Consider the following 24,132-nt stretch of genomic DNA (forward strand, 5'->3'; position numbering starts at 1 on the left):
ACACCTGCCCTGGGGAGAGTGCGCTACGTCGCGGTAGTATCAGCGCGTCCCAGACGCAACGCAACAGTGAGGAAACCCTCGTGGCAACGACGAACGACCTGAAGAACGGCATGGTGCTCAACCTCGAGGGCCAGCTGTGGCAGGTAGTGGAGTTCCAGCACGTCAAGCCCGGCAAGGGCCCCGCCTTCGTACGCACCAAGATCAAGAACGTCCTGTCCGGCAAGACCGTCGACAAGACCTTCAACGCCGGCCTCAAGGTCGAGACCGCGACCGTTGACCGGCGCGACATGCAGTACCTCTACAAGGACGGCGACGACTACGTATTCATGGACGTCAAGTCCTACGAGCAGACCTACGTCCCCTCGGCGACCGTCGGCGACGCCGCCACCTTCATGCTGGAGAACCAGGACGTCATCGTGGCCTTCCACGAGGACGCCGTCCTGTTCGTCGAGCTGCCCGCCTCCGTGGTTCTGACGATCTCCCACACCGAACCGGGCCTCCAGGGCGACCGCTCCAGCGCCGGCACCAAGCCGGCCACCGTTGAGACCGGTGCTGAGATCCAGGTCCCCTTGTTCCTCAACACCGGGGACAAGGTGAAGGTGGACACCCGCTCCGGCTCCTACATCTCCCGCGTCACCGACTGATGACCGAGCATCCCGGGGAGGGCTCGTCCCACTCGAGCCCCGCGTCGCGTCATCCCGTGACAGCCCGAACCAAGGCGCGCCGGCGTGCGATCGAGATCCTCTTCGAGGCCGACCAGCGCGGAATGCTGATCTCCGGCGACGCCGAGGAGCTGCGTTCCTTCGCTCAACTACGAGCCGTCAGCTCGGCCAACCACACTGAGGCCCCCGCCTACACCCGGGAGATCCTTGACGGCGTGTGCGACCACCTGGCCGACGTCGACGAGACGATCCAGACTTACGCCCAGGGGTGGACGCTGGGACGTATGCCGGCCGTCGATCGGGCCATCGCCCGAGTCGCCACCTGGGAGATCGTCTACAACGACGACGTCGATGCCCCCGTTGCGGTAGACGAGGCGATGACGCTCAGCCGGATGCTCTCCACCGACGAGTCACCCAGGTACCTCGGGGGACTGCTGGGGCGTATCGGTGACCTCGCGGACACACTGCGCTAGCTCTTGCCCGCTCTGCTCATGGCATAGGGAGAGTACACCCCATGTCATGAGCTGGGCCTGGTCGGCTGTTGTCATCTAGCCTGGGCTGAGTCCATCCGCCGATGCCGGAGCATCCTGTGACCCAGTTACCTCCCCAAGACCCCAGCGACTACCCCTACATCAAGGGCGACTCCGCGGACGTACCGCATGATTCGAAGGCCTCTGTGCCGCCGGGTACAGGGCCTGTCAACGGTGTATGGCCCGCTCCCGGACCGGGAGCGGGCCATCCCGGTGGTCCGCCTCCTGGCGGAGGAGCCTGGGGGCCTCCGCCAGGGCCGGGTGGCTACCCGTGGGGCGCGCCCGGCCCCCTCCCGTACCCCCCACCGGTTCCGGCCCCCGTTCCGGGGATCGGCTGGAACGATCCGGCCTACGTTCTGGAGCGCAAGCGCACCACGAACCGTCGGGTCGCGGTCTCAGGCAGCATCGTCGGACTCGTGACCGCGATCATCCAGATGATTGTCACGGCAACTCTCTTTATCGCCAACGAGTATGTGGGAGTTCGTGACATCGGACTGATGCTCCTGTCCGCCCTCATCATTGTGTTCGGTCCGGTAGTGGTTGGTATCGGATGCGTCGGCAGCTTCATCCTCGGCCTCATCGCATGCATCCAGTCGCATTCCCGGATTGACAGGATCCAGCCGGACGGATGGGGCGAGGCCAAGATGCCGACATCAGCGCTTCTGGCTACCAGCATCGTGCTCGGGCTCCCCACCGTGGTCATGTATGCGGCCCTGTACTGGACGGTGCAGGATGACGACGGCGAGTGGTTGATCCGCAGCAGTGCTGGGCCGGTGGTCATCATCTGCGCACTGGTCCAGGTTCTGCTCGTGGTGGGTCATCTCGTTCTTCTGAGAAGGATCACGTCATTGGATCCTGCTGTCGCAGCACCCGAGTCACTGGGGGAGCGGACTCACTGATCCGGACTCACCATCGGTGCCGGCGCCACCTGACCGCGCCGACTGGACACCGCCCCTCGGTCCGCGAGATCTGCTGGTGACGAGCTGATCGAGCCGGGCCGAGGGGCATTGAGCGGCTACTGGTCCATCGCACGTACGACGATGTAGTCGATATCCACCTGGGCCTGAGTAAAGTCCTCATGGTCGAGCCGACCTCGGTGGATGCTGCCGCTGTGGGTGGTCAGGCAGATGTGGTACGGGGAGCTCGGGCCGAAGCAGGCGTCGAACTCCTGCTGTGAGTCTGAACGGCGTACCTCGTGATAAGGCTTGCCATCGAAGAGGAACAGGATGCTCTCCGGGGTCTTCTCCATGCCAAAGGTGTGCCACTCGGTGAGATCAGGCTTCGGCGAGACTCCCAGGTTGCTTCCCGTGCCTCCGGCCTGGCCGAAGTGAACAGTTGACTCGGCGATACCGGTGGCACTTCCGCCGCCGTAGGTCTCAACGACATCGATCTCGCCCCCGTTCTTCCCCTGGTCCGCCCGCAACCAGATCCCGGCGAACAGGCCCTCATCCGACTGGGGGAAGCGCGCTCTGGTCTCCAGGGAGCCGTAGATGAAGGAGAACAGGCCCTCAGTGGTGACGAAGGCCTGGTCGACGTAGCGGACGGTTTCCTGCTTGTCGAAGCGGTTCTGGAAGCCCTTGAGGGGCGTAGCGCGTTTGCGCCAGAGAACATGACCCACACCGTCGCTGACGCTGTGGGTGTCATGGGTGAAGACGCCCCAGTCGTAGCTCGTGCACGACTCCGGTTCAGAGCTGTTGTCCCGCCAGCGGGATGATGAGAAGTCGGCCCCTTGAGAGAACTGCTCGTCGAAGATGACGGAGCTGAAGCTGTGGGTCCGGTCGGCTGCAGACGCTGGGGAGTGCGAAAGCAGGCCGGCAGTGGCCAGGCCCGCCCCGGCGCCGAGGCCGGTGATCATCGAACGTCGAGTAGGGAGTGTCATATCGTTCCTTGCCAGAGAAGAAGTTACCGACGCAGCAGTAATGCCAGTCCTGCCTGGCGACATCGTTCAGTTCTCAATCGGGCTCAGATGGATCCGGCACTCACTTCTCAAGCTCTCGACATGTTGTGACGATCTCGCGCTCAACGCCTGACGGCGCTGCGGCATTGGGGTGAGAGTACGACATTGTTACGGAAAATCTGTAGATGAGGAACATCGTCTACAACGGCTCGTGCTAAGTGCGTACTGATTCGCCGCACACTGGCGTGATCTTCGTCTCGGCGGGTTTCTCGATCATGTCGCGCGAAGGCCGGATCGGCGACGTAAACTTACGGGCGACCAACATCCTTTAAGTCCGTCCAGAGAGGCGGGGAAGGAGGCCTGAAATGGCCGAACGTTTGTCAGGCGCTTCCAGCGCACCATCCTCGGGCAAGGAGATCCTCGGACCTCCTGAGATAGCCCGGTCACTGTTCCGTATCGCGCACGAGATCCTGGAGCGCAACCACGGAGCCCAGGACGTCGTCGTCCTGGGGATCCCCAGTGGGGGAGTTCCTCTTGCACACAGACTCGTCGAGGCGCTCGCCGTCGCCTCAAGTGAGGGGGCGCAGCAGGATGAGCAGGCGGAGCGGTCACAGACCTCCGGTGACAGGGTTCCGGTCGGCACCTTGGACATCACCATGTACCGTGACGATCTGGGACGTCACCCGATCCGCGTTCCCCGTCCCACTGAGATCCCCCGGGGCGGCATCGACGGCAGGATCGTCATCCTCGTCGACGATGTCCTCTACTCCGGACGCACGATCCGCGCCGCCCTCGACGCCCTGGGTGCGATCGGCCGCCCCCGGGCCGTACAGCTGGCCACGCTCGTGGACCGCGGACACCGCGAGCTGCCCATACGAGCCGACTACGTGGGCAAGAACCTGCCGACGTCCCGAACTGAAAAGGTCGTGGTCTCCCTGACCGAGCTGGGTGCCCCCATCGACGCCGTCACCATCGTTCCCGCAGACGTCCCCACTGAGCGTTCGAGCGAGCGCACCGACCAGGAGGCCACCCGATGAAGCACCTGCTCTCCGCCAAGGACCTGACCCACGACGAGGCGGTCATGGTCCTGGACACAGCCGAGGCCATGGCCGCCACCCAGAGCCACGCGGTCAAGAAGCTGCCCACCCTGCGCGGCAAGACCGTGGTCAACCTCTTCTTCGAGGACTCCACCCGGACCCGGCTGTCCTTCGAGGCAGCCGCCAAGCGCCTGAGCGCCGACGTCATCAACTTCTCCGCCAAGGGCTCCTCGCTGTCCAAGGGGGAGTCCCTCAAGGACACCGCCCAGACGATCATGGCCATGGGGGCGGACGCCGTCGTCGTGCGCCACTCGGCCTGCGGCGCCGCGCATCTGCTGGCCCATGCCGGCTGGATCAACGTGCCCGTCCTCAACGCGGGTGACGGCACCCACCAGCACCCCACCCAGGCGCTCCTGGACGCCATGACCCTGCGCCGCTGGTATATCCCGGGCGCGCCAGCCACGGCGGACGGGAGCCCCGCCCCCCAGGGACGTGATCTGGAGGGGGCCCGTGTCATCATCGTCGGAGACGTCCTGCACTCCCGGGTGGCGCGCTCCAACGTGGACCTCCTGACCGCGCTCGGCGCCCAGGTCACCCTGGTGGCGCCCCCGACGCTGCTTCCCGTCGGCATGGACGACTGGCCCTGCGAGGTCTCCTACAACCTCGACGAGGCCCTTGAGGAGGTTCAGCCCGACGCCGTCATGATGCTGCGCGTCCAGCGCGAGCGCATGAGCGCCGCCGGTGGCGGCTTCTTCCCGAGCCCCGCCGAGTACTCCAGCGTCTACGGCCTCAACTCCGCCCGTCGCCGGGCCATGCCGGAGCACGCCATCGTCATGCACCCCGGTCCCATGAACCGCGGCCTCGAGATCACCGCCGAGGCCGCAGACGACCCCCGCTCGCGCATCATCGAGCAGGTCGGCAACGGCGTCTCCGTGCGCATGGCCGCTCTCTACCTCCTCCTCGCTGACGAAGGGAACCAGCTGTGACCTCCCACCTCCTGACCGGTGTCCGCCCCTACGGCGAGGACCCCACCGACATCCTCATCACTGACGGAACCATCACCGCCATCGGCCCCGACGCCGCGGCGAAGGCCCCTGCCGACGCCGTGCGCCACGACCTGAGCGGGCTCATCGCCCTGCCCGGGCTCGTCGATATCCATACCCACCTGCGCGAGCCTGGCGGGGAGTCCGCTGAGACCATCTACTCCGGTACCCGTGCCGCGGCCGCCGGCGGCTACACCGCCGTCTTCGCCATGGCCAACACCACTCCGGTTCAGGACAGCGCCGGCGTCGTCGAGCAGGTCCTACGACTGGGGCGCGAGGCCGGCTGGGTGGACGTCCACCCCGTCGGCGCCGTTTCCGCGGGCCTGGCCGGCGAGCACCTCTCCGACATGGGGGCGATGGCCTCCTCCGCCGCCCGGGTGCGTGTTTTCTCCGACGACGGCAAGTGCGTCTCCGACCCCGTCCTCATGCGCCGGGCTCTGGAGTACGTCAAGTCCTTCGACGGCGTCATCGCCCAGCACGCACAGGATCCCCGCCTCACCGAGGGCTCCCAGATGCACGAGGGCGTCATCTCCGCCGAGCTGGGCCTGCGCGGGTGGCCGGCGGTGGCCGAGGAGTCGATCATCGCCCGCGACGTCCTGCTGGCCGAGCACGTCGGTTCGCGCCTGCACGTGTGCCACCTGTCCACCGCCGGCAGCGTCGACATCATCCGCTGGGCCAAGGCCCGCGGCATCAACGTCACCGCGGAGGTCACCCCGCACCACCTCCTGCTGACCGATGAGATGGCACGCACCTACTCGCCCCTGTACAAGGTCAACCCCCCACTGCGCACGGCCGAGGACGTCGAGGCCGTCCGCCAGGCCCTGGCCGACGGCATCATCGACGCCATCGGGACCGACCACGCCCCCCACCCGCTGGAGGACAAGGACTGCGAGTGGCAGGCAGGAGCCTTCGGCATGACGGGCCTAGAGACCGCGCTGAGCGTCCTGATCGAGACAATGGTGAGCACCGGTCGCATGACCTGGCGCGACATCGCCCGGGCCATGTCCTCGGCGCCCGCCCGCATCGGTCGCCTGAGCGACCAGGGGCGCGAGCTCGAGGTCGGTGCCCCGGCCAACATCACAGTGGTGGCCCCCGAGGTCCGCCGCACCGTCGACGGCGCCGCTCAATGGACCAGCTCCACGAATACCCCCTACGCGGGCATGGAGCTGCCGGGGCACGTCAAGGCCACCTTCCTCCACGGCCGTCCCACCGTCCTGGACGGGGTTCCCGTCGAAGCCCCTGCCGGCTCGGCCCATGCCTGAGTCGAGCCACCGCCCAGCCGCCCTCCTCGTCCTGGAGGACGGCTGGGCCCTGCGGGGCCGCAGCTACGGGGCTCAAGGACGCACCATTGGAGAGATCGTCTTCTCCACCGGGATGACCGGGTACCAGGAAACACTGACCGACCCCTCCTACCACCGTCAGATCGTGGTGCAGACCGCACCACATATCGGTAACACCGGGGTCAACGACGAGGACGCCGAGTCCGACCGCATCTGGGTGGCCGGCTACGTCGTACGCGAACCTGCCCGACGAGCCTCCAGCTGGCGCTCCCGCCGTGAGCTGGAGGACGATCTTCGTGACGGCGGCATCGTCGGCCTCTGCGAGGTCGACACCCGGGCCCTGACCCGGCACCTGCGCGAGGCCGGCGCCATGCGCGGCGGCATCTTCTCCGGTCAGGCCCTGCCGTCCGGCGCTACCGACCCCGGTGGCCCCAGTCAGGCCTGCATCGATATCTGTCTGGAGGCCGTGCGCAGTGAGCCGCCCATGAACGGCCGCGCCCTGGCCGCCGAGGTGACCACTACCTCCGGCTACGTCGTCGAGCCCACCGAGCCGGCCGAGAGACAGGAGCCGGTCGCGGTGCTGGCCGCCATCGATCTGGGCATCAAGTCCCGCACCCCGTGGCAGTTCGCTGAGCGCGGCATACGCGTCCACGTCCTGCCCCAGTCCACGACTCTCTCCGAGATCCTCGCCCTCAGACCCGATGGCGTCCTGTTCTCCAACGGCCCTGGAGACCCGGGGACCGCGGACGCCGAGATCGAGCTGCTGCGCGGCGTACTCGACGCTCACATCCCCTTCTTCGGCATCTGCCTGGGCAACCAGCTCCTGGGACGTGCCATGGGCTACGGCACCTACAAGCTCGCCTACGGGCACCGCGGTGTCAACCAGCCCGTCCTGGACCGCGCCACCGGCAAGGTGGAGATCACGGCACACAACCACGGCTTCGCCGTCGACGCACCCGTTGACGAGCCCTCCACAGCCCCCTTCGACAACGGCCGCTACGGTCGGGTGGAGGTCTCCCACCTGGGACTCAACGACGGTGTCGTCGAGGGACTACGGGCACTGGACCTGCCGGCCTTCTCCGTCCAGTACCACCCCGAGGCCGCTGCCGGACCCCACGACGCCGAGCACCTCTTCGACCGATTCATCCGCCTCATGCGGGAGCACCGCGAGGGCCAGGACCGTGAGGACACGAACTGACATGCCTGCTCGCCCTGATATCACCTCCGTCCTGGTCATCGGATCGGGACCCATCGTCATCGGGCAGGCCTGCGAGTTCGACTACTCCGGGACCCAGGCCTGCCGCGTCCTGCGCGCTGAGGGAATCCGCGTCATCCTGGTCAACTCCAACCCGGCCACGATCATGACTGACCCCGACGTCGCCGACGCCACCTACATCGAGCCAATCACCCCCGAGGTACTGACCACCATCATCGCCAAGGAACGGCCCGACGCCCTCCTGCCCACCCTGGGCGGGCAGACCGCCCTCAACGCCGCCATGAGCCTGGTCGAGCGCGGTGTGCTCGATGAGTACGACGTCGAGCTCATCGGTGCCTCCGCCGCCGCCATCAACGCCGGGGAGGACCGTGACGAGTTCAAGGACGTCGTCGAGCGCTGCGGCGCCGAGGTCGCCCGCAGCGTCATCGCCCACACCATGGATGAGTGCCGCGCGGGAGTCGATGCCCTGGGCGGCTACCCGGTCGTCGTGCGCCCCTCCTTCACGATGGGCGGCCTGGGCAGCGGCGTCGCCTTCAATGACGCGGACCTGCATCGCATCGCCGGGGCAGGTCTGGCGGCCTCCCGCACCACCGAGGTCCTCCTGGAGGAGTCGATCCTGGGCTGGAAGGAGTACGAGCTCGAGCTCATGCGCGACACCGCCGACAACGTGGTGGTCGTGTGCTCCATCGAGAACGTCGACCCCGTGGGAGTGCATACCGGTGACTCCATCACCGTGGCCCCTGCCCTGACCCTCACCGACCGCGAGCTCCAGCGGCTGCGGGACATCGGCATCGCCGTCATCCGGGAGGTCGGGGTCGATACCGGCGGCTGCAACATCCAGTTCGCCGTCGACCCGGCCACCGGCAGGATCGTCGTCATCGAGATGAACCCGCGCGTCTCCCGGTCCTCAGCCCTGGCCTCCAAGGCCACCGGCTTCCCGATCGCCAAGATCGCCGCACGCCTGGCCGTGGGTTACACGCTCGACGAGATCCCCAACGACATCACCGGCTCCACCCCGGCCTCCTTCGAGCCGACCCTGGACTACGTGGTCGTCAAGGTCCCGCGCTTCGCCTTCGAGAAGTTCCGGGGCGCCGACCCCAGGCTCACCACCACCATGAAGTCGGTGGGAGAGGCCATGGCGATCGGCCGCTCCTACACCGAGGCCCTCCAGAAGGCCTTGCGCTCCCTGGACAAGAAGGGATCCGTCTTCCACTGGGACGGACCGGCCCCCAGCCAGCAGCAGACCGCCGAGCTGCTGGAGTCCATCGCCATCCCCAGCGAGCACCGGTTGGTCGACCTCCAGCAGGCCGTGCGCGGCGGAGCCACGATTGCTCAGCTCCACGAGGCCACCCGCATCGATCCCTGGTTCCTGGACCAGATGCTGCTTCTTGAGGAGGTGGCCCAGGAGGTCAGGGGCGCATCCGCGCTCACTCCGGAGGTCCTGGCCCTGGCCAAGCGCCACGGCTTCTCCGACGTCCAGGTCGCCGCCCTGCGCGGCATCAGCGAGGACACGGTGCGAGAGGTCCGCCATGCCTTCGGCCTGCGGCCCGTCTACAAGACCGTGGACACCTGCGCCGCCGAGTTCGCCTCGCGCACCCCCTACCTCTACTCCAGCTACGACCTGGAGACCGAGGTGGCATCCCGTGAGCGTGAGGCCGTCATCATCCTGGGCTCGGGCCCCAACCGGATCGGCCAGGGCATCGAGTTCGACTACTCCTGTGTTCACGCCGCGATGGCGCTGTCCGATCGCTACGAGACCGTCATGGTCAACTGCAACCCTGAGACCGTCTCCACCGATTACGACATCTCCGGCCGGCTTTACTTCGAGCCCCTGACCTTCGAGGACGTCATCGAGATCTACGAGGCCGAGCTGGCGGCCGGCCCCGTGACCGGTGTCATCGTCCAGCTCGGTGGCCAGACACCGCTGTCTCTGGCCGCCAGGCTGGCCGAGGCCGGTGTGCCGATCCTGGGGACGAGCCCTGAGGCCATCGACGCCGCTGAGGACCGCGAGGCCTTCGGCGTCGTTCTTCAGCGCGCCGACCTGCCCGCACCGGCGCACGGCACCGCTCTGAGCGACGAGCAGGCGCGCTCAGTCGCCCAGGGCATTGGCTATCCGGTCCTGGTGCGCCCCAGCTACGTGCTTGGCGGTCGCGGCATGGAGATCGTCTACGACGCCCAGGGACTCGACGACTATCTCCAGCGCGCCAGTCTTGAGCCCGGAGGCGTCTACGGGACCGGGCCACTACTCATCGACCGTTTTCTCGACGACGCCATCGAGATCGATGTCGACGCCCTTTACGACGGCAGCGAGCTGTTCCTCGGCGGGGTCATGGAGCACATCGAGGAGGCCGGTATCCACTCCGGTGACTCCGCCTGCGTCATGCCGCCCATGACCCTGTCCGACACGGAGATCGCTCGCATCCGACGCTCGACCGAGGCGATCGCCAAAGGGGTGGGCGTGCAAGGGCTGCTCAATATCCAGTTCGCCCTGGTCTCCGATGTTCTCTACGTCATCGAGGCCAACCCTAGGGCATCGCGCACAGTCCCCTTCGTCTCGAAGGCATCCGGTGTGCAGCTCGCCAAGGCGGCGGCCCTCATCATGACGGGGGAGACCATCGCCTCGCTCAGGCGCTCCGCTCACCTCCCCGAGGCCGACGCCGCCGTCTCCGATCCCGATGACCCGATCGCCGTCAAGGAGGCGGTCCTGCCCTTCAAACGGTTCCGTACCACCGAGGGGCGCGTGGTCGACACGATCCTGGGGCCGGAGATGCGTTCCACCGGGGAGGTCATGGGCTACGACGTCGACTTCCCGCGGGCCTTCGCCAAGTCCCAGGCCGGTGCCTACGGTGGCTTACCAGGAGAGGGCACGCTGTTCGTCTCGGTGGCCGACCGGGACAAGCGCGCCATCATCCTGCCGGTGGCCCGGCTCGCCGAGCTCGGCTTCACGGTCCTGGCCACCACCGGGACCGCGCAGGTGCTGCGCCGCAACGGGATCGACGCCATGGCGGTGCGCAAGATCAGTCAGGGTGTCGGCGCCCACGGTGAGCAGACGATCGCCGGACTCATCGAGTCCGGAGCCATCGACATGGTTGTCAACACCCCCAAGGGCCAGGGTGCCCGTGCCGACGGGTACTCCATCCGCGCGGCCACCACCGGCGCCGACCGTCCCATCATCACCACCGTCCAACAGCTCCAGGCGGCGGTCCAGGCCCTCGAGGCCCAGCTGCGCGGTCCCTTCCAGGTTCGCAGCCTTCAGGAGCACATCGCCGCCCGCCGATCCCGGCGGGGCTCGACGCCCGAGTCCCGCCCCGTTGCCCCTGTTGACGACAAGGAGACTCGATGAGCCCCGCCGCATCCCCCCAGCCCGGTCGGCTCCGGCGCCCCTTCGGTGCCCGCCTGGCCGATGCCATGGACGACCAGGGTCCCCTGTGCGTCGGCATCGACCCTCATCCGAGCCTTCTCGATGCCTGGGGGCTGGCCGACTCCGCCGCCGGCCTACGGGACTTCGCCCTGCGAACCGTCGACGCGGTGGCCGGACGAGTGGCCGCCGTCAAGCCGCAGTCCGCCTTCTTCGAGTGCCACGGCAGTGCAGGCATCGCGGTTCTCGAGGAGACCCTGGCGGCACTGCGCGATGTCGGCACCCTGTCGGTCCTCGACGTCAAGCGCGGCGACATCGGTTCCACCATGGTCGGCTACGCCCAGGCCTATCTGTCCGACGGGGCGCCCCTGGCCGCCGACTCCATCACCGTCTCACCCTACCTGGGCTACGGCTCCCTCACCCCCGCGCTGGACCTGGCGGAGGCGAGCGGGCGGGGCATCTTCGTCTTGGCGCTCACCTCCAATCCCGAGGGGGCCACCGTCCAGCACGCCATCCGCGGGGACCAGGCGGTGGCTGCCGGCGTCGTGGAGGGCGTCACTGCCTCCAACGCCCCGGCCAGCGGTGAGGGCAGGCTCGGCAGCATCGGGCTGGTCGTTGGCGCCACCGTCGGGGAGGCCGTCTCCCATCTGGAGATCGACCTGCTGCACGCCAACGGCCCGCTCCTGGCTCCCGGTGTCGGCGCACAGGGGGCGGGACCCGCCGAGTTGGAGTCCGTCTTCGGAGCGGCTCGCCGTCATGTTCTGGCTTCCACCTCACGCGGGGTTCTCAAGGCCGGCCCTTCCATCGAGGCGCTACGGACGGCTGCGCTAGCAGCTACCCATGAGGCAGCCACCGCCTTACGCTGACGCCGCGTGACTGCACGCGATCAACGTGTGTGCGGGAACACGAAGTCAGTGCCGGAATAGCGGCCCCTGCGAATGCGAGTGCATCCGACCCGACTTATGCTTGTGGTGCGGGTCACTGGCACTGGACTGGGGGAGGAGACCACCATGACGCTTCCTACACTGACACCCGAGCAACGGGCTGAGGCGCTGGAGAAGGCTGCCGCTGCGCGATCGCAGCGCGCTCGTATCAAGTCCGAGCTCAAGAGCGGAGAGCTCAAGCTCTCCGACTTCTTCACCGCCTCGGACACTGATGAGGTCCTGGGCAAGATGAAGGTCAGGGCGCTACTCGTCTCCCTCCCGCGCGTCGGAACGACAACAGCCGACGCCATTCTCGCGGACGTGCATATCGCCGAGTCCCGGCGGGTGCGTGGCCTGGGGGCGAACCAGCGGGCAGCACTGGTGGAGCGTTTCGGCTAGCACGCCGTCTGAGACAGCGGGTCGTGCTGGCGGCGTCCGGTAGGTCATGATGTGACCATGACCGACGCCGCCGCCTCGTCCGCTCCCTCTCTCGCTCGTCTGACCGTCCTGGCAGGACCAACAGCGGTGGGCAAGGGCACTGTCGTCACCGAGTTGCGTAGACGCCATCCGGACCTCTTCGTCTCGATCTCCGCCACCACCCGCAGGCCCCGCCCCGGCGAGGTTGACGGTGTGCACTACTACTTCGTCAGCGACGAGGACTTCGACTCCCTCGTCGCAACCGACCAGATGCTGGAGTGGGCCCTGGTTCACGGTGCCCACCGCTACGGCACCCCTCGTGGTCCCGTTCAGGATGAGCTCGACGTCGGGCGACCCGCACTCCTGGAGATCGACGTGGCCGGCGCTCGCCAGGTTCGCCGGGCCATGCCTGAGTCCCGACTCGTCTTTCTCGCGCCGCCGAGCTGGGAGGAGCTCGTCCGCCGGCTCGCCGGCCGTGGAACGGAGGACTCTGAGGAGCAGAAGCGACGTCTGGCCACGGCACGCACCGAGCTGGACGCGGTCGGCGAGTTCGACCACGTGGTCATCAACGACACCGTGGCGAGCGCCACCGCAGAGCTCGAGAGACTCATGGGACTTGGCAGTTAGAATATCGTGGCTCTGAACTATCGAGATTGAACCGGAGGCATGCACATGCTCGGAACCTCTCCCCAGCCCGAGGGCATCACCAACCCGCCGATCGATGACCTTCTGGAGAAGGTCGACTCCAAGTACGGGCTCGTGGTGGAGGCCGCCAAGCGCGCCCGCCAGATCAACACCTACACCCAGCAGCTAGAGGACAACCAGTTCGAGTTCTTCGGGCCGCTGGTCGACTCCGAGGTCGGCGAGAAGTCGCTCGGCATCGCTCTGCGGGAGATCGCCGAGGACAAGCTCGAGGTCATCCCCGGAGACGTCGCCCGTGCCCGCCGCGCCGAGGCCGAGGAGGCCCGTCGCGCCGCCGAGGCCGACATGTTCAGCGACATCTCCCTGGACGCTCCGGTCTCCCTCGAGGCGGGTGAGACTCCCACCAGCCTCGACGACATCCAGTTCTGAGCCTCGCTCGCATGGACGAGCCGCACACCACTGCGAGTGAACGCGCCGCGACCGCCCTTCGGGCGCCGCGGCGCGTCGTCGTCGGCGTGGCCGGTTCCATTGCCGCCTACAAGGTGCCCTTTGTCATTCGACTGCTGCGTCAGGCCGGGCACGAGGTCAAGGTGGTGGCCACCGAGTCGGCGCTGCGTTTCATCGGGGCGCCGGCACTGGCAGCGGTCAGCGGGCAGACCGTGTCCACCGGTGTCTTCGATGACCCGGCCGCGGTGGAGCACGTGGCTGTGGCCGAGTGGGCCGAGCTGGTCCTGGTCGCCCCGGCCTCGGCGGACCTGCTGGCGCGGGTGCGTGCGGGGCGGGCCGATGATCTGCTGACTGCGACGATCCTGACCACTGAGGCCCCCGTCGTCTTGGCACCTGCTATGCACACCCAGATGTGGCTCAATCCCGCCACCCGGGACAATGTGACAGTGCTGCGTGAGCGCGGCCTGACGGTCATTGATCCCGACTCCGGTCGTCTGACCGGCAGGGACTCCGGCTTGGGGCGCCTGCCTGAGCCCGAGCAGATCGTCTCCCGGGCCCTGGCCATCCTGCGGCAGCCCGAGCACCAGGATGACGACGTCGCTTCGGCCGAAACGACTGGGAGCCTAGAAGGACGGCATGTCGTCGTCTCCGCCGGTGGCACGCGCGAACCCATCGACCCGGTGCGCTACCTGGGAAACAGGTCCTCCGGCCGTCAGGGGTGCGCGCTAGCCGCGGCCGCGGCCGAGCAGGGCGCCCGCGTTACCCTCGTACAGGCCCATGTGGCCTCGGAACTGCTCGATGCTCTACCACCGGGTGTCGCCGTCATCGCCGCCGGCACCGCCTCCGACATGCTCCATGCCGTGCGTGAAGTCGCCCGCGATGCCGACGCCGTTATCATGGCAGCGGCCGTCGCCGACTACCGGCCGCTCACCGTGGCGGCCACCAAGATCAAGAAGCAGGCATCCACGGTGTCGGATCACCGGAGCGGACCCACGATGTCCATCGAGCTCACCACCAACCCGGATATTCTGACCGGGCTGGTGACCGATCCGCCCCGAGCCGGCCAGATCGTCGTCGGGTTCGCCGCCGAGACCGGGGACGACGATGGCGACGTGCTCTTCCACGGAGCGGTCAAGGCCCGTCGTAAGAGGGCGCACCTCCTGGCGGTCAACGCGGTAGGGGAGGACCTCGGATTCGGCGACGTGCCCAACGCTGTGGTGGTTCTGGACGGCCAGGGCTCGGAAGTGGCTCGTGGACAGGGCAGCAAGATGGACATCGCCCGCCTTCTCATCGGCCTTACTGCAGACCTGGTGAACGGTTCCTGAAGATCCGCGGTGCACTTTCGTGGGTAATGCCACCATGGATCGGCACCGGTGGTGGCTACGATGGACAGGTGAGTTCCTCTTTGCGTCTGTTCACCTCCGAGTCGGTCACTGAAGGACACCCGGACAAGGTCTGTGACCGCGTCTCCGACGCGATTCTTGACGCTATCCTCGAGCAGGACCCCACCGCGCGCGTCGCAGTCGAGACCATGGTGACGACCGGCTTGGTGCACGTGGCCGGAGAGGTGACCACCGAGCGGGCCTACGTGGAGATCCCCGAGATCGTCCGCCAGGAGATCTCGGCCATCGGCTACACCTCCTCGGAGGTCTGCTTCGACGCCCGCTCCTGCGGGGTGTCGGTGTCGATCGGCCAGCAGTCCCCGGACATCGCCGCCGGAGTGGACAAGTCGCTCCAGGCCCGCCAGGACATCGGAGACATCGATCCCCTCGATCTGCAAGGCGCAGGCGACCAGGGCCTCATGTTCGGCTACGCCTGCGACGACACCGCCGCTCTCATGCCTCTTCCCATCCACCTGGCGCATCGCCTGGCGGAACGACTGGCGCTGGTGCGCAAGCAGGGGATCGTCCCGGGTCTGCGCCCCGACGGCAAGACCCAGGTGACCATCGGCTACGACGGTCAGCGCCCCGTCAGCCTGGAGAACCTGGTCATCTCGACCCAGCACGATGAGGACCGCAGCCGCGCCTGGCTCACCGATGCCCTTCAGGCCGAGGTCATCACCCCGGTGCTGACAGCCGAGGCCGAGGCCGGTACCGAGCTCGCCACCGCTGACGCCGAGGTCCTCATCAACCCTTCGGGACAGTTCGTCATCGGTGGCCCGGCAGGTGACGCCGGTCTGACGGGACGCAAGATCATCGTGGACACCTACGGAGGCATGGCTCGTCACGGCGGGGGGGCCTTCTCCGGCAAGGACCCCTCGAAGGTGGACCGCTCCGCCAGCTATGCCATGCGATGGGTCGCCAAGAACGTTGTCGCTGCCGGACTGGCCAGGCGCTGCGAGATTCAGGTGGCCTACGCCATCGGCTCGGCCCATCCGGTGGGTGTCTACGTAGAGACCTTCGGCACGGCGACTGTTCCCGAGGAGCGCATCATGGCGGCCGTCAACGGGGTCTTCGATCTGCGCCCTGCGGCGATCGTCCGTGACCTTGACCTGCTGCGCCCCATCTACCGCGCCACCAGTGCCTACGGACACTTCGGACGTCCCGGCTTCACATGGGAGGCCACCGACCGCGCCGAGGCACTGCACCAGGCCGTCTGAGACCCCCGTACTCGTGCAGGAACCTTCCTAAGGCTTCTATATGGCACCCGGCCACGACGACGCTCCCGCCTCCGCAGAGCCAGCCGGACTCGCGCGTCGTCGCGGCGCGAGCACGCAGGGTGAGCTGCTGGACCTGCCCGAGCCCGGTGAACGCAGGGTCACGGCGGCCGGCGTCACCAACCCCGTTGCCAGGGTCCTCCTGGATTCCCCGGTACCGCACCTGGATCGCGTCTTCGACTACATGGTCCCTGCGGCAATGGCCCAGGAGGCCCTGCCCGGAACCCGGGTGGTGGTTCGCTTCGGTGAGCAGGACATGCGGGGATGGATCTGGGAACGGGGGGACACGACGACGCACATCGGTCGGCTCTCGGCGCTGCGCCGTGTAGTTTCCGACCTGCCGGTCCTTCCAGAGACGTCGCGTCGGCTCATCGAAGCAGTCGCCACCCGTAGTGCTGGGACGCGCTCCGACGTCGTCCGACTCGCCCTGCCCGCCAGGCACGCCACCACGGAGAAGTCCGAGCGGGACAAGGGGACACGTGAACTGCCCACCTGGCAGCAGCCTTCCAGCCAGTGCGGCTGGCAGCACTACGACGGTGGTGAAGAGCTTCTCTCCCGGTTGGCCGCCGGCGAGGCGCCACGGGCGGTGTGGTCAGCTCTGCCGGCACAGGACGAGCTGTACGAGACGACATCGTCGAGCGGTGGCAGTGAGCCAGAACGCATGGTTCAGCCGTGGCAGATATGCCTGGCTCGTGCGGTGCAGGCCTGTCTGGCGGGTTCACGGGGCTCGGTCATCGTTGTGGCAACGACCGAGCAGGCTGAGAATCTGGCTGCTCGGCTCCGGCAGGAGCTGGGGGAGGAACCGGTGGTGGTGCTCTCGGCAGAGCACGGACCAGCCAGACGCTACCGGGTCTTTCTGACCCTGCTGCTGGGGCGTGCGCGGGTGGTGGTGGGTACTCGGGCGGCGGCCTTCGCTCCGATGCGGCGGCTGGGCCTGGCTGTGATCTGGGATGACGCGGACAGTCGGCTGGCCGAGCCCCACGCACCGTACGCTCATGCACGTACGGTGCTGGCTCTGCGTTCTACTCTTGAGGGCGCCGGCCTGCTCATCGGCGGCTTCAGCCGCTCGGTGGAGGCGCAGTCGCTGATCGAGCAGGACTGGTGCCGTGACCTGACTGCACCTCGGCATGTCGTGCGCGCAGTGGTGCCTCGCATCCAGGTGCCCGGTACGGCCGAGCTGGAACGGGAGGGGGCCTCCGGGGCGGCCCGGATTCCCTCGTTGGCGCACCGGGCGCTGCGACGCGCCCTGCAGGATGGGCCGGTTCTCATCCAGGTACCGCGCGCCGGTTACGCACCGCTGGTGGCCTGCGCTCGCTGCCGCACCGCGGCCCGTTGCCCTGTCTGCGGCGGTCCTGTGGCGATGGATCGCCAGGGCCTCACAGCCTGCCGCTGGTGCGCGCGGACGGTGGGGCGGTGGACCTGTCCTGAGTGTGGCGGTCATGCCTTGAGGATGGTGACGGTCGGTTCGACGCGTACGGGGGAGGAGCTGGGGCGAGCTTTTCCTGGTGTTCCGGTGGTGGTGTCAGGAGCTCGGGAGGCTCACGGTGTGGTGGGCCAGGTTGACGGCTCACCGCGTCTCGTTGTAGCCACACCTAGCGCGGAACCGCTGGCTACGGGCGGATACCGGTCTGTGCTCCTGCTCGACGGCGGTGCACTGTCCTCGCGGCCCGATCTGGGGGCTGCTGGTGAAGCGCTGCGTCAGTGGACGAATGCCGTGGCTCTGGCGGCACCGTCGGCCCAGGTCATTCTTCTGGGAGGCCCGGATCCGGCGGCGGCTCAGGCGCTGCTGAGATGGGATCAGGCGGGCTTCGCACGCAGAGACCTCATCGAGAGGGCTGAGCTGCATCTGCCGCCGGCGTGGCGGGTGGCGCGCCTGGACGGACCGGCGCGTGGTGTGGAGAGTGTGCTGGCTCAGGCTGACGCCGATGGTTTTGAGGTGCTGGGCCCGGTGGCGCCTCCACCGATCAACGGCCAGGTGGCTCCTGGTGTGGCGAGAGCGCTGGTTCGCGTTCCACGCTCACACGGCAGAGAACTGTCCGAGATGCTCGCGGTGAGACTGCGGGACCGCTCGGCGCGGCGGGAGGAACCTGTTCGGGTCGAGATGGATCCCACCCACCTATGGTGAAACAACCAGTGCGCGACTATCGAGAAGTGGGCTCAGTGGGTAGCACTGCCTGACTCTGCTGCTGCAGACGGATTCGCTTTCGCCGTGGGGGACGGAGCCGGAGGAGCGGGCACCTGGAAGGCCGGCATACCGTGCGCCAGGGTGATGAGATCGGTGAGAAGACCTGCTGCGGTGGACTTGACGTTCCATCCTTCACTGAGCGCCGTAACGGCTGCGCCGTCGACGATGGCGATGACCATCTCCGGCTCAAGCGGGCTGTCGAGCTGACGCAGTACCCGACGCAAGGCGACGTTGAGGCGTTGACGTCCCTGGCGGTAGGCCTGCTTGACCGGGGCCGCCTGGCTGGCTGAGATGAGCTGAAGGTAGTGCCCGAAGTAGCCGCTGTGGGCCGGCAGAGTTGCCTGAAGGATGAACCGAACCCGCTGGGACAGATCTGGAACTCCTTTGAAGGCCTCCACCCGGTCCGCGACCCGCTCGGCACGAGAGGCCCACAACCCGATGTTGACCAGTCCTGCTTGATGGAGGAGATCCTCCAACCCGTCGAAGTAGTAGGTCGTTGCGGACAGTGAGCATCCGGCGCGCTTGGCGACGCTGCGGTGGCTGACCCCTGAGGGGCCGGACTCACGGATGATGGCTGCAGCAGCATCGATGATGGCTTGACGACGGTCCTCACCCCGTGGCGTGACCCGAGAGTCTGATCGATTCCTTGATCGAGCCGCAAGGCCCTTGGATGCACTGTCTTCAGAACCGGCCATGATCATATATTACGGCTGTTCGCCGTGACCCGTCGACGACAAAACCGTGACAATGGACTCGCACAGAGGAAGATAGTATGTGACTGGTTGTCAACAGCTCTCAATGAAAGCCATCATACTGGGCGAGCATCTCAGGTCTCAGTCAGCTCGGACCCGTGAATCGTGCGGGACCGGAAGATCGCCACCATGGCAATGAGTGCGATCACAGTGAGATAGACCGCTGGTGCGAGGGAGGAGCCGGACACTTTGATAAGCCAGGTGAGAACAAATGGTGTCGTGCCCCCAAGAAGCGCGTTGGCGCCATTGAATGACAGGGCAAATCCGGAGTAGCGCACGTTGGTCGGGAACGATTCGGCAAGAAATGTGGCCAGCGTGCCGTCATTGGCCGTCAAGACGATAGCGAAAACGATCTGGCACAGGATGACCACCATGAGCGTAGTAGCCTTGGTCATGACGACGAACAGTGGAATACTCACCACAATAAAGGCAATGCAGGCGGAGATCAGCATACGGCGGCGCCCGAAGGAGTCGGACATGTGACCCATGAGGAAGATTGAGACGATGTAGCACACAAGTGTCACCGAGGTGGCGAAGTTCGCCGTGTCCTGGGAGAACCCAAGCTCTTGATGAGCATAGGTGGGCATGTAGGTCAGGAGCATGTAGAAGGCGACTGCGTTGAGGCAGGAGACTCCGAAGGTGATGAGAGTCTCATGCCTGTGATCTCGGAACAACAGTCGTAGAGGCTCGGACCAGCCGGCCGACTTCTGCTCCTGCGGCATTTCTGCACGCATCTCCTGATAAGCAGGGGAGTCCTCCAGGTGCACCCGGATATAGCGACCAATAAGCCCTAGCGGACCGGACAGGAGGAAGGGGATGCGCCACCCCCAGGTATTGACTGCGCTATCGCTCAGCATCGAGAACATCCCGGTTGCCGTGAGGGAACCGGCGAGCAGGCCGCATGCAGTGGAGGCGGGGACCAGGGAAGTGTAGATACCTCGCTGGGAAGGGGGCGAATACTCAGCCAAGAATGTGCCGGCTCCAGCGTATTCACCTGAGGCGGAAAAACCCTGAATCATGCGAAGCAGAAGTAGACCAATCGCTCCCAGAATACCAATCGCCGAATGTGGCGGAAGTAAACCGATCAAAAAAGTTGAACCCGACATAATAAGGATGGACCAGGACAGGGCCCAACGACGGCCCCAGCGGTCGCCCCAAGCACCCCACACAATAGCGCCGATCGGTCGAAGAATGAACGACATAGCGAACACCGCATATGCCTCCAGAAGCCGGGCAGATTTGTCTCCCCCTGGGAAGAAGACGATTCCGATGACCGATGCCAGGTACGTGTATGAGGCGTAGTCAAACCACTCAATGAAGTTTCCGATGAAACTTGCTTTTGCCGCACGCCTCAATGCGAGACTTCGCTCGGGATCCAGGTGATGGTCGTTCGTGCTTCCTGGGTGGACGGTATTCATAGCCTATGGCTCCGGCTCGATCGATGTCGACGATGATGTTATGTGGCCCTGTCAAGATACCTGGATGATTGTTTCCACCATCCTGCCTGTCCGCGGGGCTGCTGGGCCTGTTTCCGCAGGCAGACAGGATGGCATGATGATCAGGCCTAGGAAGCGCGAGATCTCCGGGAGACGGCATCCAGGACAATGGGTGCCAATCCCCCTCCGACGATGAGTACTCCTCCAACCATTCCCACAGGAGTGAGTTGCTCCCCCCAGACGAGGAGACCGCACAGAATAGCAACTGGACATTCCCAGTAGGAGATCGTCGAGTACTCCACGGCGGGGAGGTTGCGTCCAGCAACGACCAGGAATCCTAGTGCGAAGAGGCCGCACACGAGGAACAGGGCTACTGCCCACATCCAGTTGGTGGCGGTGAAGGACGAAACGCCGTGCCATGGGCGCAAGAGGATTGACATCGCCAGCGTAGCAGAAGCAGCCCAGAGAAAGTTCCAAACGCCGCGGACAACTGAGTCAACATCCTTGCGGTATCCATAGAAGAACATCGCCAGGCCGTAGAAGACTCCTGAGAGAAGACCAAGGAGGTCTCCCAGACTCTTGTTGGGGAACTCTGGAGACGACGCCGACAGGTCCAGTCCGAATGTCAGACTCCCGTTCTTGAAGTCGATAATACCGATGGTCAGTAGCATTCCGATGAACACAAGAGTCAGGAAAATACCTGAAATCACGCTAATCTTTTCCTTGCGGAAGATGCGAGCGAGTAGCGCACAGAACAAGGGACCGGTGTAGATGAGGAAGACCGCGTTGGCGATCGATGTCATCAGCGTTGAGGAGATGTAGCAGCCCAGGGAGAGGCCGATGCTCACCCCTCCCAGGATCACGGTGGCGCTCAAGCGGGTCCGCCGGAACAAGCCGGCCTTCCCGGTGAGGACAAGGATGAGGATGAAGCCGAGTAGGCCAACGGTCATGCGACCAAAGGCCAGGAATGATCCGATGACGGATTTATCGGCTTCAGCGAGACCCGCAGTCGTACCGCGGCTGATGGTGCCGACCAGGCCCATTCCGGTAGCAGAGAGAAGCATGGCAATCGCGCCGAGCTTCTTGTTCATCACGTATTCTGTGACGGAGGAGTCGGTAGACGTTGTCTGTGACATGGCAGTTGTGTCTCCTGAGTTCTCTCCCGGCGTACGTGGTAGGGCACAGCTTCATTGCTGAGCATCGTACGGCTGCACCAGTTCTCGTCCGTTTCCACGGGGAGTCCGATCACCGCGCTGCGATTACCCGAGCCGGGAACGGTGCGGGGCGGCAGCCCGATCCATGAGCCACCGCCCCGCACCCGCTTGGAATCAGACCAGAGTCGGGTCAGCGACCTGGTTGGGGAAGTAGTCCTCGCAGCCGCCCTCGCGGTACACGTCCGCCGTCGCGCAGTGGAGACCACCGCCGAAGGCGTATGCGTCACGGAAGGGAACCGGGATGACGTTCATGCCCAGCTTGTCCATCTGCTCCATCTGGTGGACCTCACTGGCCTCGACACACACGGTCTTGTGGTCGATGACGAGGCAGTTCATGGACAGCCAGACGGAGGAGTAGCACAGCGGCGGCGGCACCTCGTGGGCCGGGGGAGCAGCGTCGACGATCTGCCAGTCGTTGGCCTCGAAGATCTTGCGCTGCTCCTCGGGCAGCCGGCGGTGCGGGTTGTTGATGATGAGCCCGGGCCGCAGCGGCACGAAGGTGGCGTCGATGTGGATCGGGTACGGGTCGCCGGGGAAGTTCACCGCGTGCACCCGGAAGTCGGGGTAGTAGCGCTTGAACCACTCCATCGCCTTGCGGTTGGTGGTGAGGCCGTGCTGGATGAACAGGTCCTTGCCCACGCGCATGACGTCGGCGGCGTCCCACATCGGCTCAACCTCAGTGGTCACGAAGTCCTTGGCTGCGGTGCGCTCGAGGCGCTCCTCCAGGGAGATCCGCTCGTCGTAGTAGTTGTGCTTGTAGGACTTGTCCGTCAGCCGGGGACGAGGCGCCTGAGTCCACTTGAACTCCGGGTCCTCCTCGAAGTACTGGTTCATGAGGGGCCAGTAGGCGAGGTACTCGAAGTACCGGCACCGGAACGAGTTGGCCGACGACATGATCTCGTCACCGATGGTCAGCAGGATGTCGCGCGGGGGCATCTGGGTGAAGCCCGACTCCGTGCGGAAGTCAGGCGTCTGGATGGCCTGGTTCCACTGCAGCGGTGTGGGCCGGTCCACCTTGACGCCCAGCCCCTCGAGGATCTTGACGTAGTTGTCGAGCTGCTCGTTGGCGGCCTCGACGGTGGCGGTGGGGCGAGGACCCCACATACCGCGCATCTCGGAGTCGATCGGCACCTTCTCGGAGGTGGCCGGCTCCTCGGGAGGAATAACCGAGAAGTCCGCGCGCCCGACGATGACGTGCTTGAGCGGGTCGAAGTCGTTCCAAGAGTTGACAATCTTCGTCATGAGTGAGTCACTCCCTTGTGCTCGTTGAGTGGTGTGTGAATTGAGACGGATGGATTTGTCTGTGGGTTCAACACTCTCATTCTATCCTGGAGAAATCTCGAAAGTTGCCACAGGAATATCTGTGTCAAAGAATGACGGCTGAACCATGGCATGGTCATATGTGGTTGACGGTTCCCACCACCTCCTTGAAGGACCGATGCCGTCGTTCCGGTCAGGCCCTGCGAATGCGGGTATCGAGCTGCTCGGGAATCGGGGGATGGATATCGTCGGGACCTCCGTAGTTACCCCCAGGGGTCACAATAGTCCCTGCGTGGCCGTCAATGATGGAAACGGCATCCTCAAGACGGCCGATCGCCGCCATGTCTCCGGTCAGCTCAACAAATCGACATACCGCCTCGACCTTCGGTCCCATGGATCCACTGGGAAGCCCCATAGCGCGCAGCTCTGCCGGCGTGGCCCGTGGAACCTGCTTCTGGTTCTCGGTTCCGAAGTCCTCAAAGACGCCGTCGACGTCGGTCAGGATGAGGAGCGCATCAGCCTCAAGCGCCTCGGCCATGACCGATGCGGTGAGGTCCTTGTCGATGACGGCCTCAATGCCCTTGAGCTTGCCTTCTTCGCTGCGGACGACGGGAACTCCGCCTCCACCGGAGCAGACGACGATGGCTCCGGCCTCCAGGAGCGTGCGCACTAGTCGGGTCTCGATGACCCGCTGCGGCTTGGGCGAGCCGACGACGCGACGGTAGTGCTCGCCGTCGGGCTTGACTACCCAACCTCGTTCCTCGGCCAGCTTCTCGGCCTCCTCCTTGGTGTAGACCTCACCGACGAACTTGGTGGGGTTGGAGAAGGCCGGGTCCCCGGCCATGACCAGGGTCTGGTTGACCATCGCGGCCACGTGGCGCCCCGGCAGGGCGTTCTGCATGGCCTGGAGCAGCCAGTAGCCGATCATGCCCTGGGTCTGAGCGCCGAGGGTGTCGAAGGGGTAGGGCTCCGAGAGGCGCTCATCATTGGCGGACTCCAGAGCCAGGACCCCCACCTGAGGGCCGTTGCCGTGGGTGAGGACCAGCTCGTGCTTCTCCGCCAGCTTGGCGAGCTCACGCGCCGCCACCTCGACGTTGTGGATCTGAGTGCGGGCGTCGGGCTTCTCGCCCCGACGCAGGAGGGCGTTTCCGCCGAGGGCAACAACAATTCTCACGAC

21 protein-coding genes are annotated in these 24,132 nt (G+C 66.0%); 15 read left to right on the forward strand and 6 right to left on the reverse strand.

The features are described 5' to 3' along the window. The first annotated feature begins 80 nt into the window (after positions 1 to 80). The 3 genes from efp to HMPREF9056_RS13135 all read left to right on the forward strand — a co-directional run bounded on the left by efp (position 81) and on the right by HMPREF9056_RS13135 (position 2,091). Positions 81 to 644, forward strand: a complete 564-nt coding sequence (gene efp / locus HMPREF9056_RS08170) for an elongation factor P (RefSeq protein ID WP_003782199.1) — start codon at positions 81 to 83, stop codon at positions 642 to 644. After that, entirely contained in the window at positions 644 to 1,135 is a 492-nt protein-coding gene (gene nusB / locus HMPREF9056_RS08175) for a transcription antitermination factor NusB (protein ID WP_009404344.1), read from the forward strand. Before efp ends, nusB begins: the two co-directional genes overlap by 1 nt. 473 nt (positions 1,136 to 1,608) lie before the next feature. Beyond that, positions 1,609 to 2,091 (forward strand): hypothetical protein, encoded by a 483-nt coding sequence (locus tag HMPREF9056_RS13135; RefSeq protein ID WP_009404345.1) that lies wholly within the window; start codon positions 1,609 to 1,611, stop codon positions 2,089 to 2,091. Positions 2,092 to 2,207: 116 nt separating this feature from the next. Here the strand turns inward: HMPREF9056_RS13135 and HMPREF9056_RS08185 are convergent, their stop codons facing one another. Beyond that, positions 2,208 to 3,071 carry a family 16 glycosylhydrolase gene (locus HMPREF9056_RS08185; RefSeq protein ID WP_034514310.1) on the reverse strand — a complete coding sequence of 288 codons (864 nt, stop codon included), beginning with the start codon at positions 3,069 to 3,071 and terminating at the stop codon, positions 2,208 to 2,210. Positions 3,072 to 3,454: 383 nt separating this feature from the next. Here HMPREF9056_RS08185 and pyrR point away from each other — a divergent pair, with 383 nt between their 5' ends. The 12 genes from pyrR to HMPREF9056_RS08245 all read left to right on the forward strand — a co-directional run bounded on the left by pyrR (position 3,455) and on the right by HMPREF9056_RS08245 (position 18,233). Continuing rightward, positions 3,455 to 4,126 carry a bifunctional pyr operon transcriptional regulator/uracil phosphoribosyltransferase PyrR gene (gene pyrR / locus HMPREF9056_RS08190; protein WP_009404348.1) on the forward strand — a complete coding sequence of 224 codons (672 nt, stop codon included), beginning with the start codon at positions 3,455 to 3,457 and terminating at the stop codon, positions 4,124 to 4,126. Next, positions 4,123 to 5,112: an aspartate carbamoyltransferase catalytic subunit gene (locus HMPREF9056_RS08195; protein ID WP_009404349.1), complete on the forward strand. Its 990-nt coding sequence runs from the start codon at positions 4,123 to 4,125 to the stop codon at positions 5,110 to 5,112. Before pyrR ends, HMPREF9056_RS08195 begins: the two co-directional genes overlap by 4 nt. Further along, positions 5,109 to 6,431: a dihydroorotase gene (locus HMPREF9056_RS08200; RefSeq protein ID WP_009404350.1), complete on the forward strand. Its 1,323-nt coding sequence runs from the start codon at positions 5,109 to 5,111 to the stop codon at positions 6,429 to 6,431. Before HMPREF9056_RS08195 ends, HMPREF9056_RS08200 begins: the two co-directional genes overlap by 4 nt. Then, positions 6,424 to 7,647 (forward strand): glutamine-hydrolyzing carbamoyl-phosphate synthase small subunit, encoded by a 1,224-nt coding sequence (carA, locus tag HMPREF9056_RS08205; RefSeq protein WP_009404351.1) that lies wholly within the window; start codon positions 6,424 to 6,426, stop codon positions 7,645 to 7,647. Before HMPREF9056_RS08200 ends, carA begins: the two co-directional genes overlap by 8 nt. A 1-nt stretch (position 7,648) precedes the next feature. Next, entirely contained in the window at positions 7,649 to 11,008 is a 3,360-nt protein-coding gene (carB, locus tag HMPREF9056_RS08210) for a carbamoyl-phosphate synthase large subunit (RefSeq protein WP_009404352.1), read from the forward strand. After that, on the forward strand, positions 11,005 to 11,889 hold the full coding sequence (gene pyrF, locus HMPREF9056_RS08215) for an orotidine-5'-phosphate decarboxylase (protein ID WP_009404353.1): 885 nt from the start codon (positions 11,005 to 11,007) through the stop codon (positions 11,887 to 11,889). Before carB ends, pyrF begins: the two co-directional genes overlap by 4 nt. A 144-nt stretch (positions 11,890 to 12,033) precedes the next feature. Beyond that, entirely contained in the window at positions 12,034 to 12,345 is a 312-nt protein-coding gene (gene mihF / locus HMPREF9056_RS08220) for an integration host factor, actinobacterial type (protein ID WP_034514311.1), read from the forward strand. A gap of 57 nt (positions 12,346 to 12,402) precedes the next feature. Then, positions 12,403 to 12,990 (forward strand): guanylate kinase, encoded by a 588-nt coding sequence (gmk, locus tag HMPREF9056_RS08225; RefSeq protein WP_009404355.1) that lies wholly within the window; start codon positions 12,403 to 12,405, stop codon positions 12,988 to 12,990. A gap of 45 nt (positions 12,991 to 13,035) precedes the next feature. Continuing rightward, positions 13,036 to 13,434 carry a DNA-directed RNA polymerase subunit omega gene (gene rpoZ / locus HMPREF9056_RS08230; RefSeq protein WP_034514379.1) on the forward strand — a complete coding sequence of 133 codons (399 nt, stop codon included), beginning with the start codon at positions 13,036 to 13,038 and terminating at the stop codon, positions 13,432 to 13,434. A gap of 11 nt (positions 13,435 to 13,445) precedes the next feature. After that, positions 13,446 to 14,777: a bifunctional phosphopantothenoylcysteine decarboxylase/phosphopantothenate--cysteine ligase CoaBC gene (gene coaBC / locus HMPREF9056_RS08235; protein ID WP_009404359.1), complete on the forward strand. Its 1,332-nt coding sequence runs from the start codon at positions 13,446 to 13,448 to the stop codon at positions 14,775 to 14,777. A gap of 68 nt (positions 14,778 to 14,845) precedes the next feature. Next, entirely contained in the window at positions 14,846 to 16,051 is a 1,206-nt protein-coding gene (metK, locus tag HMPREF9056_RS08240) for a methionine adenosyltransferase (protein WP_034514380.1), read from the forward strand. Between the two features lie 40 nt (positions 16,052 to 16,091). Next, positions 16,092 to 18,233 carry a primosomal protein N' gene (locus HMPREF9056_RS08245; RefSeq protein WP_009404363.1) on the forward strand — a complete coding sequence of 714 codons (2,142 nt, stop codon included), beginning with the start codon at positions 16,092 to 16,094 and terminating at the stop codon, positions 18,231 to 18,233. Between the two features lie 32 nt (positions 18,234 to 18,265). Here the strand turns inward: HMPREF9056_RS08245 and HMPREF9056_RS08250 are convergent, their stop codons facing one another. The 5 genes from HMPREF9056_RS08250 to arcC all read right to left on the reverse strand — a co-directional run bounded on the left by HMPREF9056_RS08250 (position 18,266) and on the right by arcC (position 24,129). Further along, positions 18,266 to 18,988, reverse strand: coding sequence for a TetR/AcrR family transcriptional regulator (locus HMPREF9056_RS08250; RefSeq protein WP_253269990.1), 723 nt, complete (start codon positions 18,986 to 18,988; stop codon positions 18,266 to 18,268). 131 nt (positions 18,989 to 19,119) lie between these two features. Further along, positions 19,120 to 20,463: an MFS transporter gene (locus HMPREF9056_RS08255; protein WP_034514312.1), complete on the reverse strand. Its 1,344-nt coding sequence runs from the start codon at positions 20,461 to 20,463 to the stop codon at positions 19,120 to 19,122. A 146-nt stretch (positions 20,464 to 20,609) separates the two neighbouring features. Further along, the gene (locus tag HMPREF9056_RS08260; protein WP_009404369.1) at positions 20,610 to 21,617 is read right to left on the reverse strand and encodes a DMT family transporter; all 1,008 of its coding nucleotides are present in this window, start codon (positions 21,615 to 21,617) and stop codon (positions 20,610 to 20,612) included. 192 nt (positions 21,618 to 21,809) lie between these two features. Beyond that, a complete protein-coding gene (locus HMPREF9056_RS08265) occupies positions 21,810 to 22,937 on the reverse strand; it encodes a serine/threonine protein kinase (protein ID WP_009404371.1) in 1,128 nt (375 codons plus the stop codon). Positions 22,938 to 23,148: 211 nt separating this feature from the next. Beyond that, positions 23,149 to 24,129 (reverse strand): carbamate kinase, encoded by a 981-nt coding sequence (arcC, locus tag HMPREF9056_RS08270; RefSeq protein ID WP_009404376.1) that lies wholly within the window; start codon positions 24,127 to 24,129, stop codon positions 23,149 to 23,151. Positions 24,130 to 24,132 lie beyond the last annotated feature (3 nt).

It is taken from the genome of Actinomyces sp. oral taxon 170 str. F0386, assembly GCF_000195595.1.
Lineage (GTDB): Bacteria > Actinomycetota > Actinomycetes > Actinomycetales > Actinomycetaceae > Actinomyces.

Coding starts and splice junctions, on each gene's coding strand:
- nusB (WP_009404344.1), top strand. CDS start 644: ATGACCGAGCATCCCGGGGAGGGCTCGTCCCACTCGAGCCCCGCGTCG.
- HMPREF9056_RS08185 (WP_034514310.1), bottom strand. CDS start 3,071: ATGACACTCCCTACTCGACGTTCGATGATCACCGGCCTCGGCGCCGGG.
- pyrR (WP_009404348.1), top strand. CDS start 3,455: ATGGCCGAACGTTTGTCAGGCGCTTCCAGCGCACCATCCTCGGGCAAG.
- HMPREF9056_RS08195 (WP_009404349.1), top strand. CDS start 4,123: ATGAAGCACCTGCTCTCCGCCAAGGACCTGACCCACGACGAGGCGGTC.
- carA (WP_009404351.1), top strand. CDS start 6,424: ATGCCTGAGTCGAGCCACCGCCCAGCCGCCCTCCTCGTCCTGGAGGAC.
- carB (WP_009404352.1), top strand. CDS start 7,649: ATGCCTGCTCGCCCTGATATCACCTCCGTCCTGGTCATCGGATCGGGA.
- pyrF (WP_009404353.1), top strand. CDS start 11,005: ATGAGCCCCGCCGCATCCCCCCAGCCCGGTCGGCTCCGGCGCCCCTTC.
- mihF (WP_034514311.1), top strand. CDS start 12,034: ATGACGCTTCCTACACTGACACCCGAGCAACGGGCTGAGGCGCTGGAG.
- gmk (WP_009404355.1), top strand. CDS start 12,403: ATGACCGACGCCGCCGCCTCGTCCGCTCCCTCTCTCGCTCGTCTGACC.
- rpoZ (WP_034514379.1), top strand. CDS start 13,036: ATGCTCGGAACCTCTCCCCAGCCCGAGGGCATCACCAACCCGCCGATC.
- coaBC (WP_009404359.1), top strand. CDS start 13,446: ATGGACGAGCCGCACACCACTGCGAGTGAACGCGCCGCGACCGCCCTT.
- HMPREF9056_RS08245 (WP_009404363.1), top strand. CDS start 16,092: ATGGCACCCGGCCACGACGACGCTCCCGCCTCCGCAGAGCCAGCCGGA.
- HMPREF9056_RS08250 (WP_253269990.1), bottom strand. CDS start 18,988: ATGGCCGGTTCTGAAGACAGTGCATCCAAGGGCCTTGCGGCTCGATCA.
- HMPREF9056_RS08255 (WP_034514312.1), bottom strand. CDS start 20,463: ATGAATACCGTCCACCCAGGAAGCACGAACGACCATCACCTGGATCCC.
- HMPREF9056_RS08260 (WP_009404369.1), bottom strand. CDS start 21,617: ATGTCACAGACAACGTCTACCGACTCCTCCGTCACAGAATACGTGATG.
- HMPREF9056_RS08265 (WP_009404371.1), bottom strand. CDS start 22,937: ATGACGAAGATTGTCAACTCTTGGAACGACTTCGACCCGCTCAAGCAC.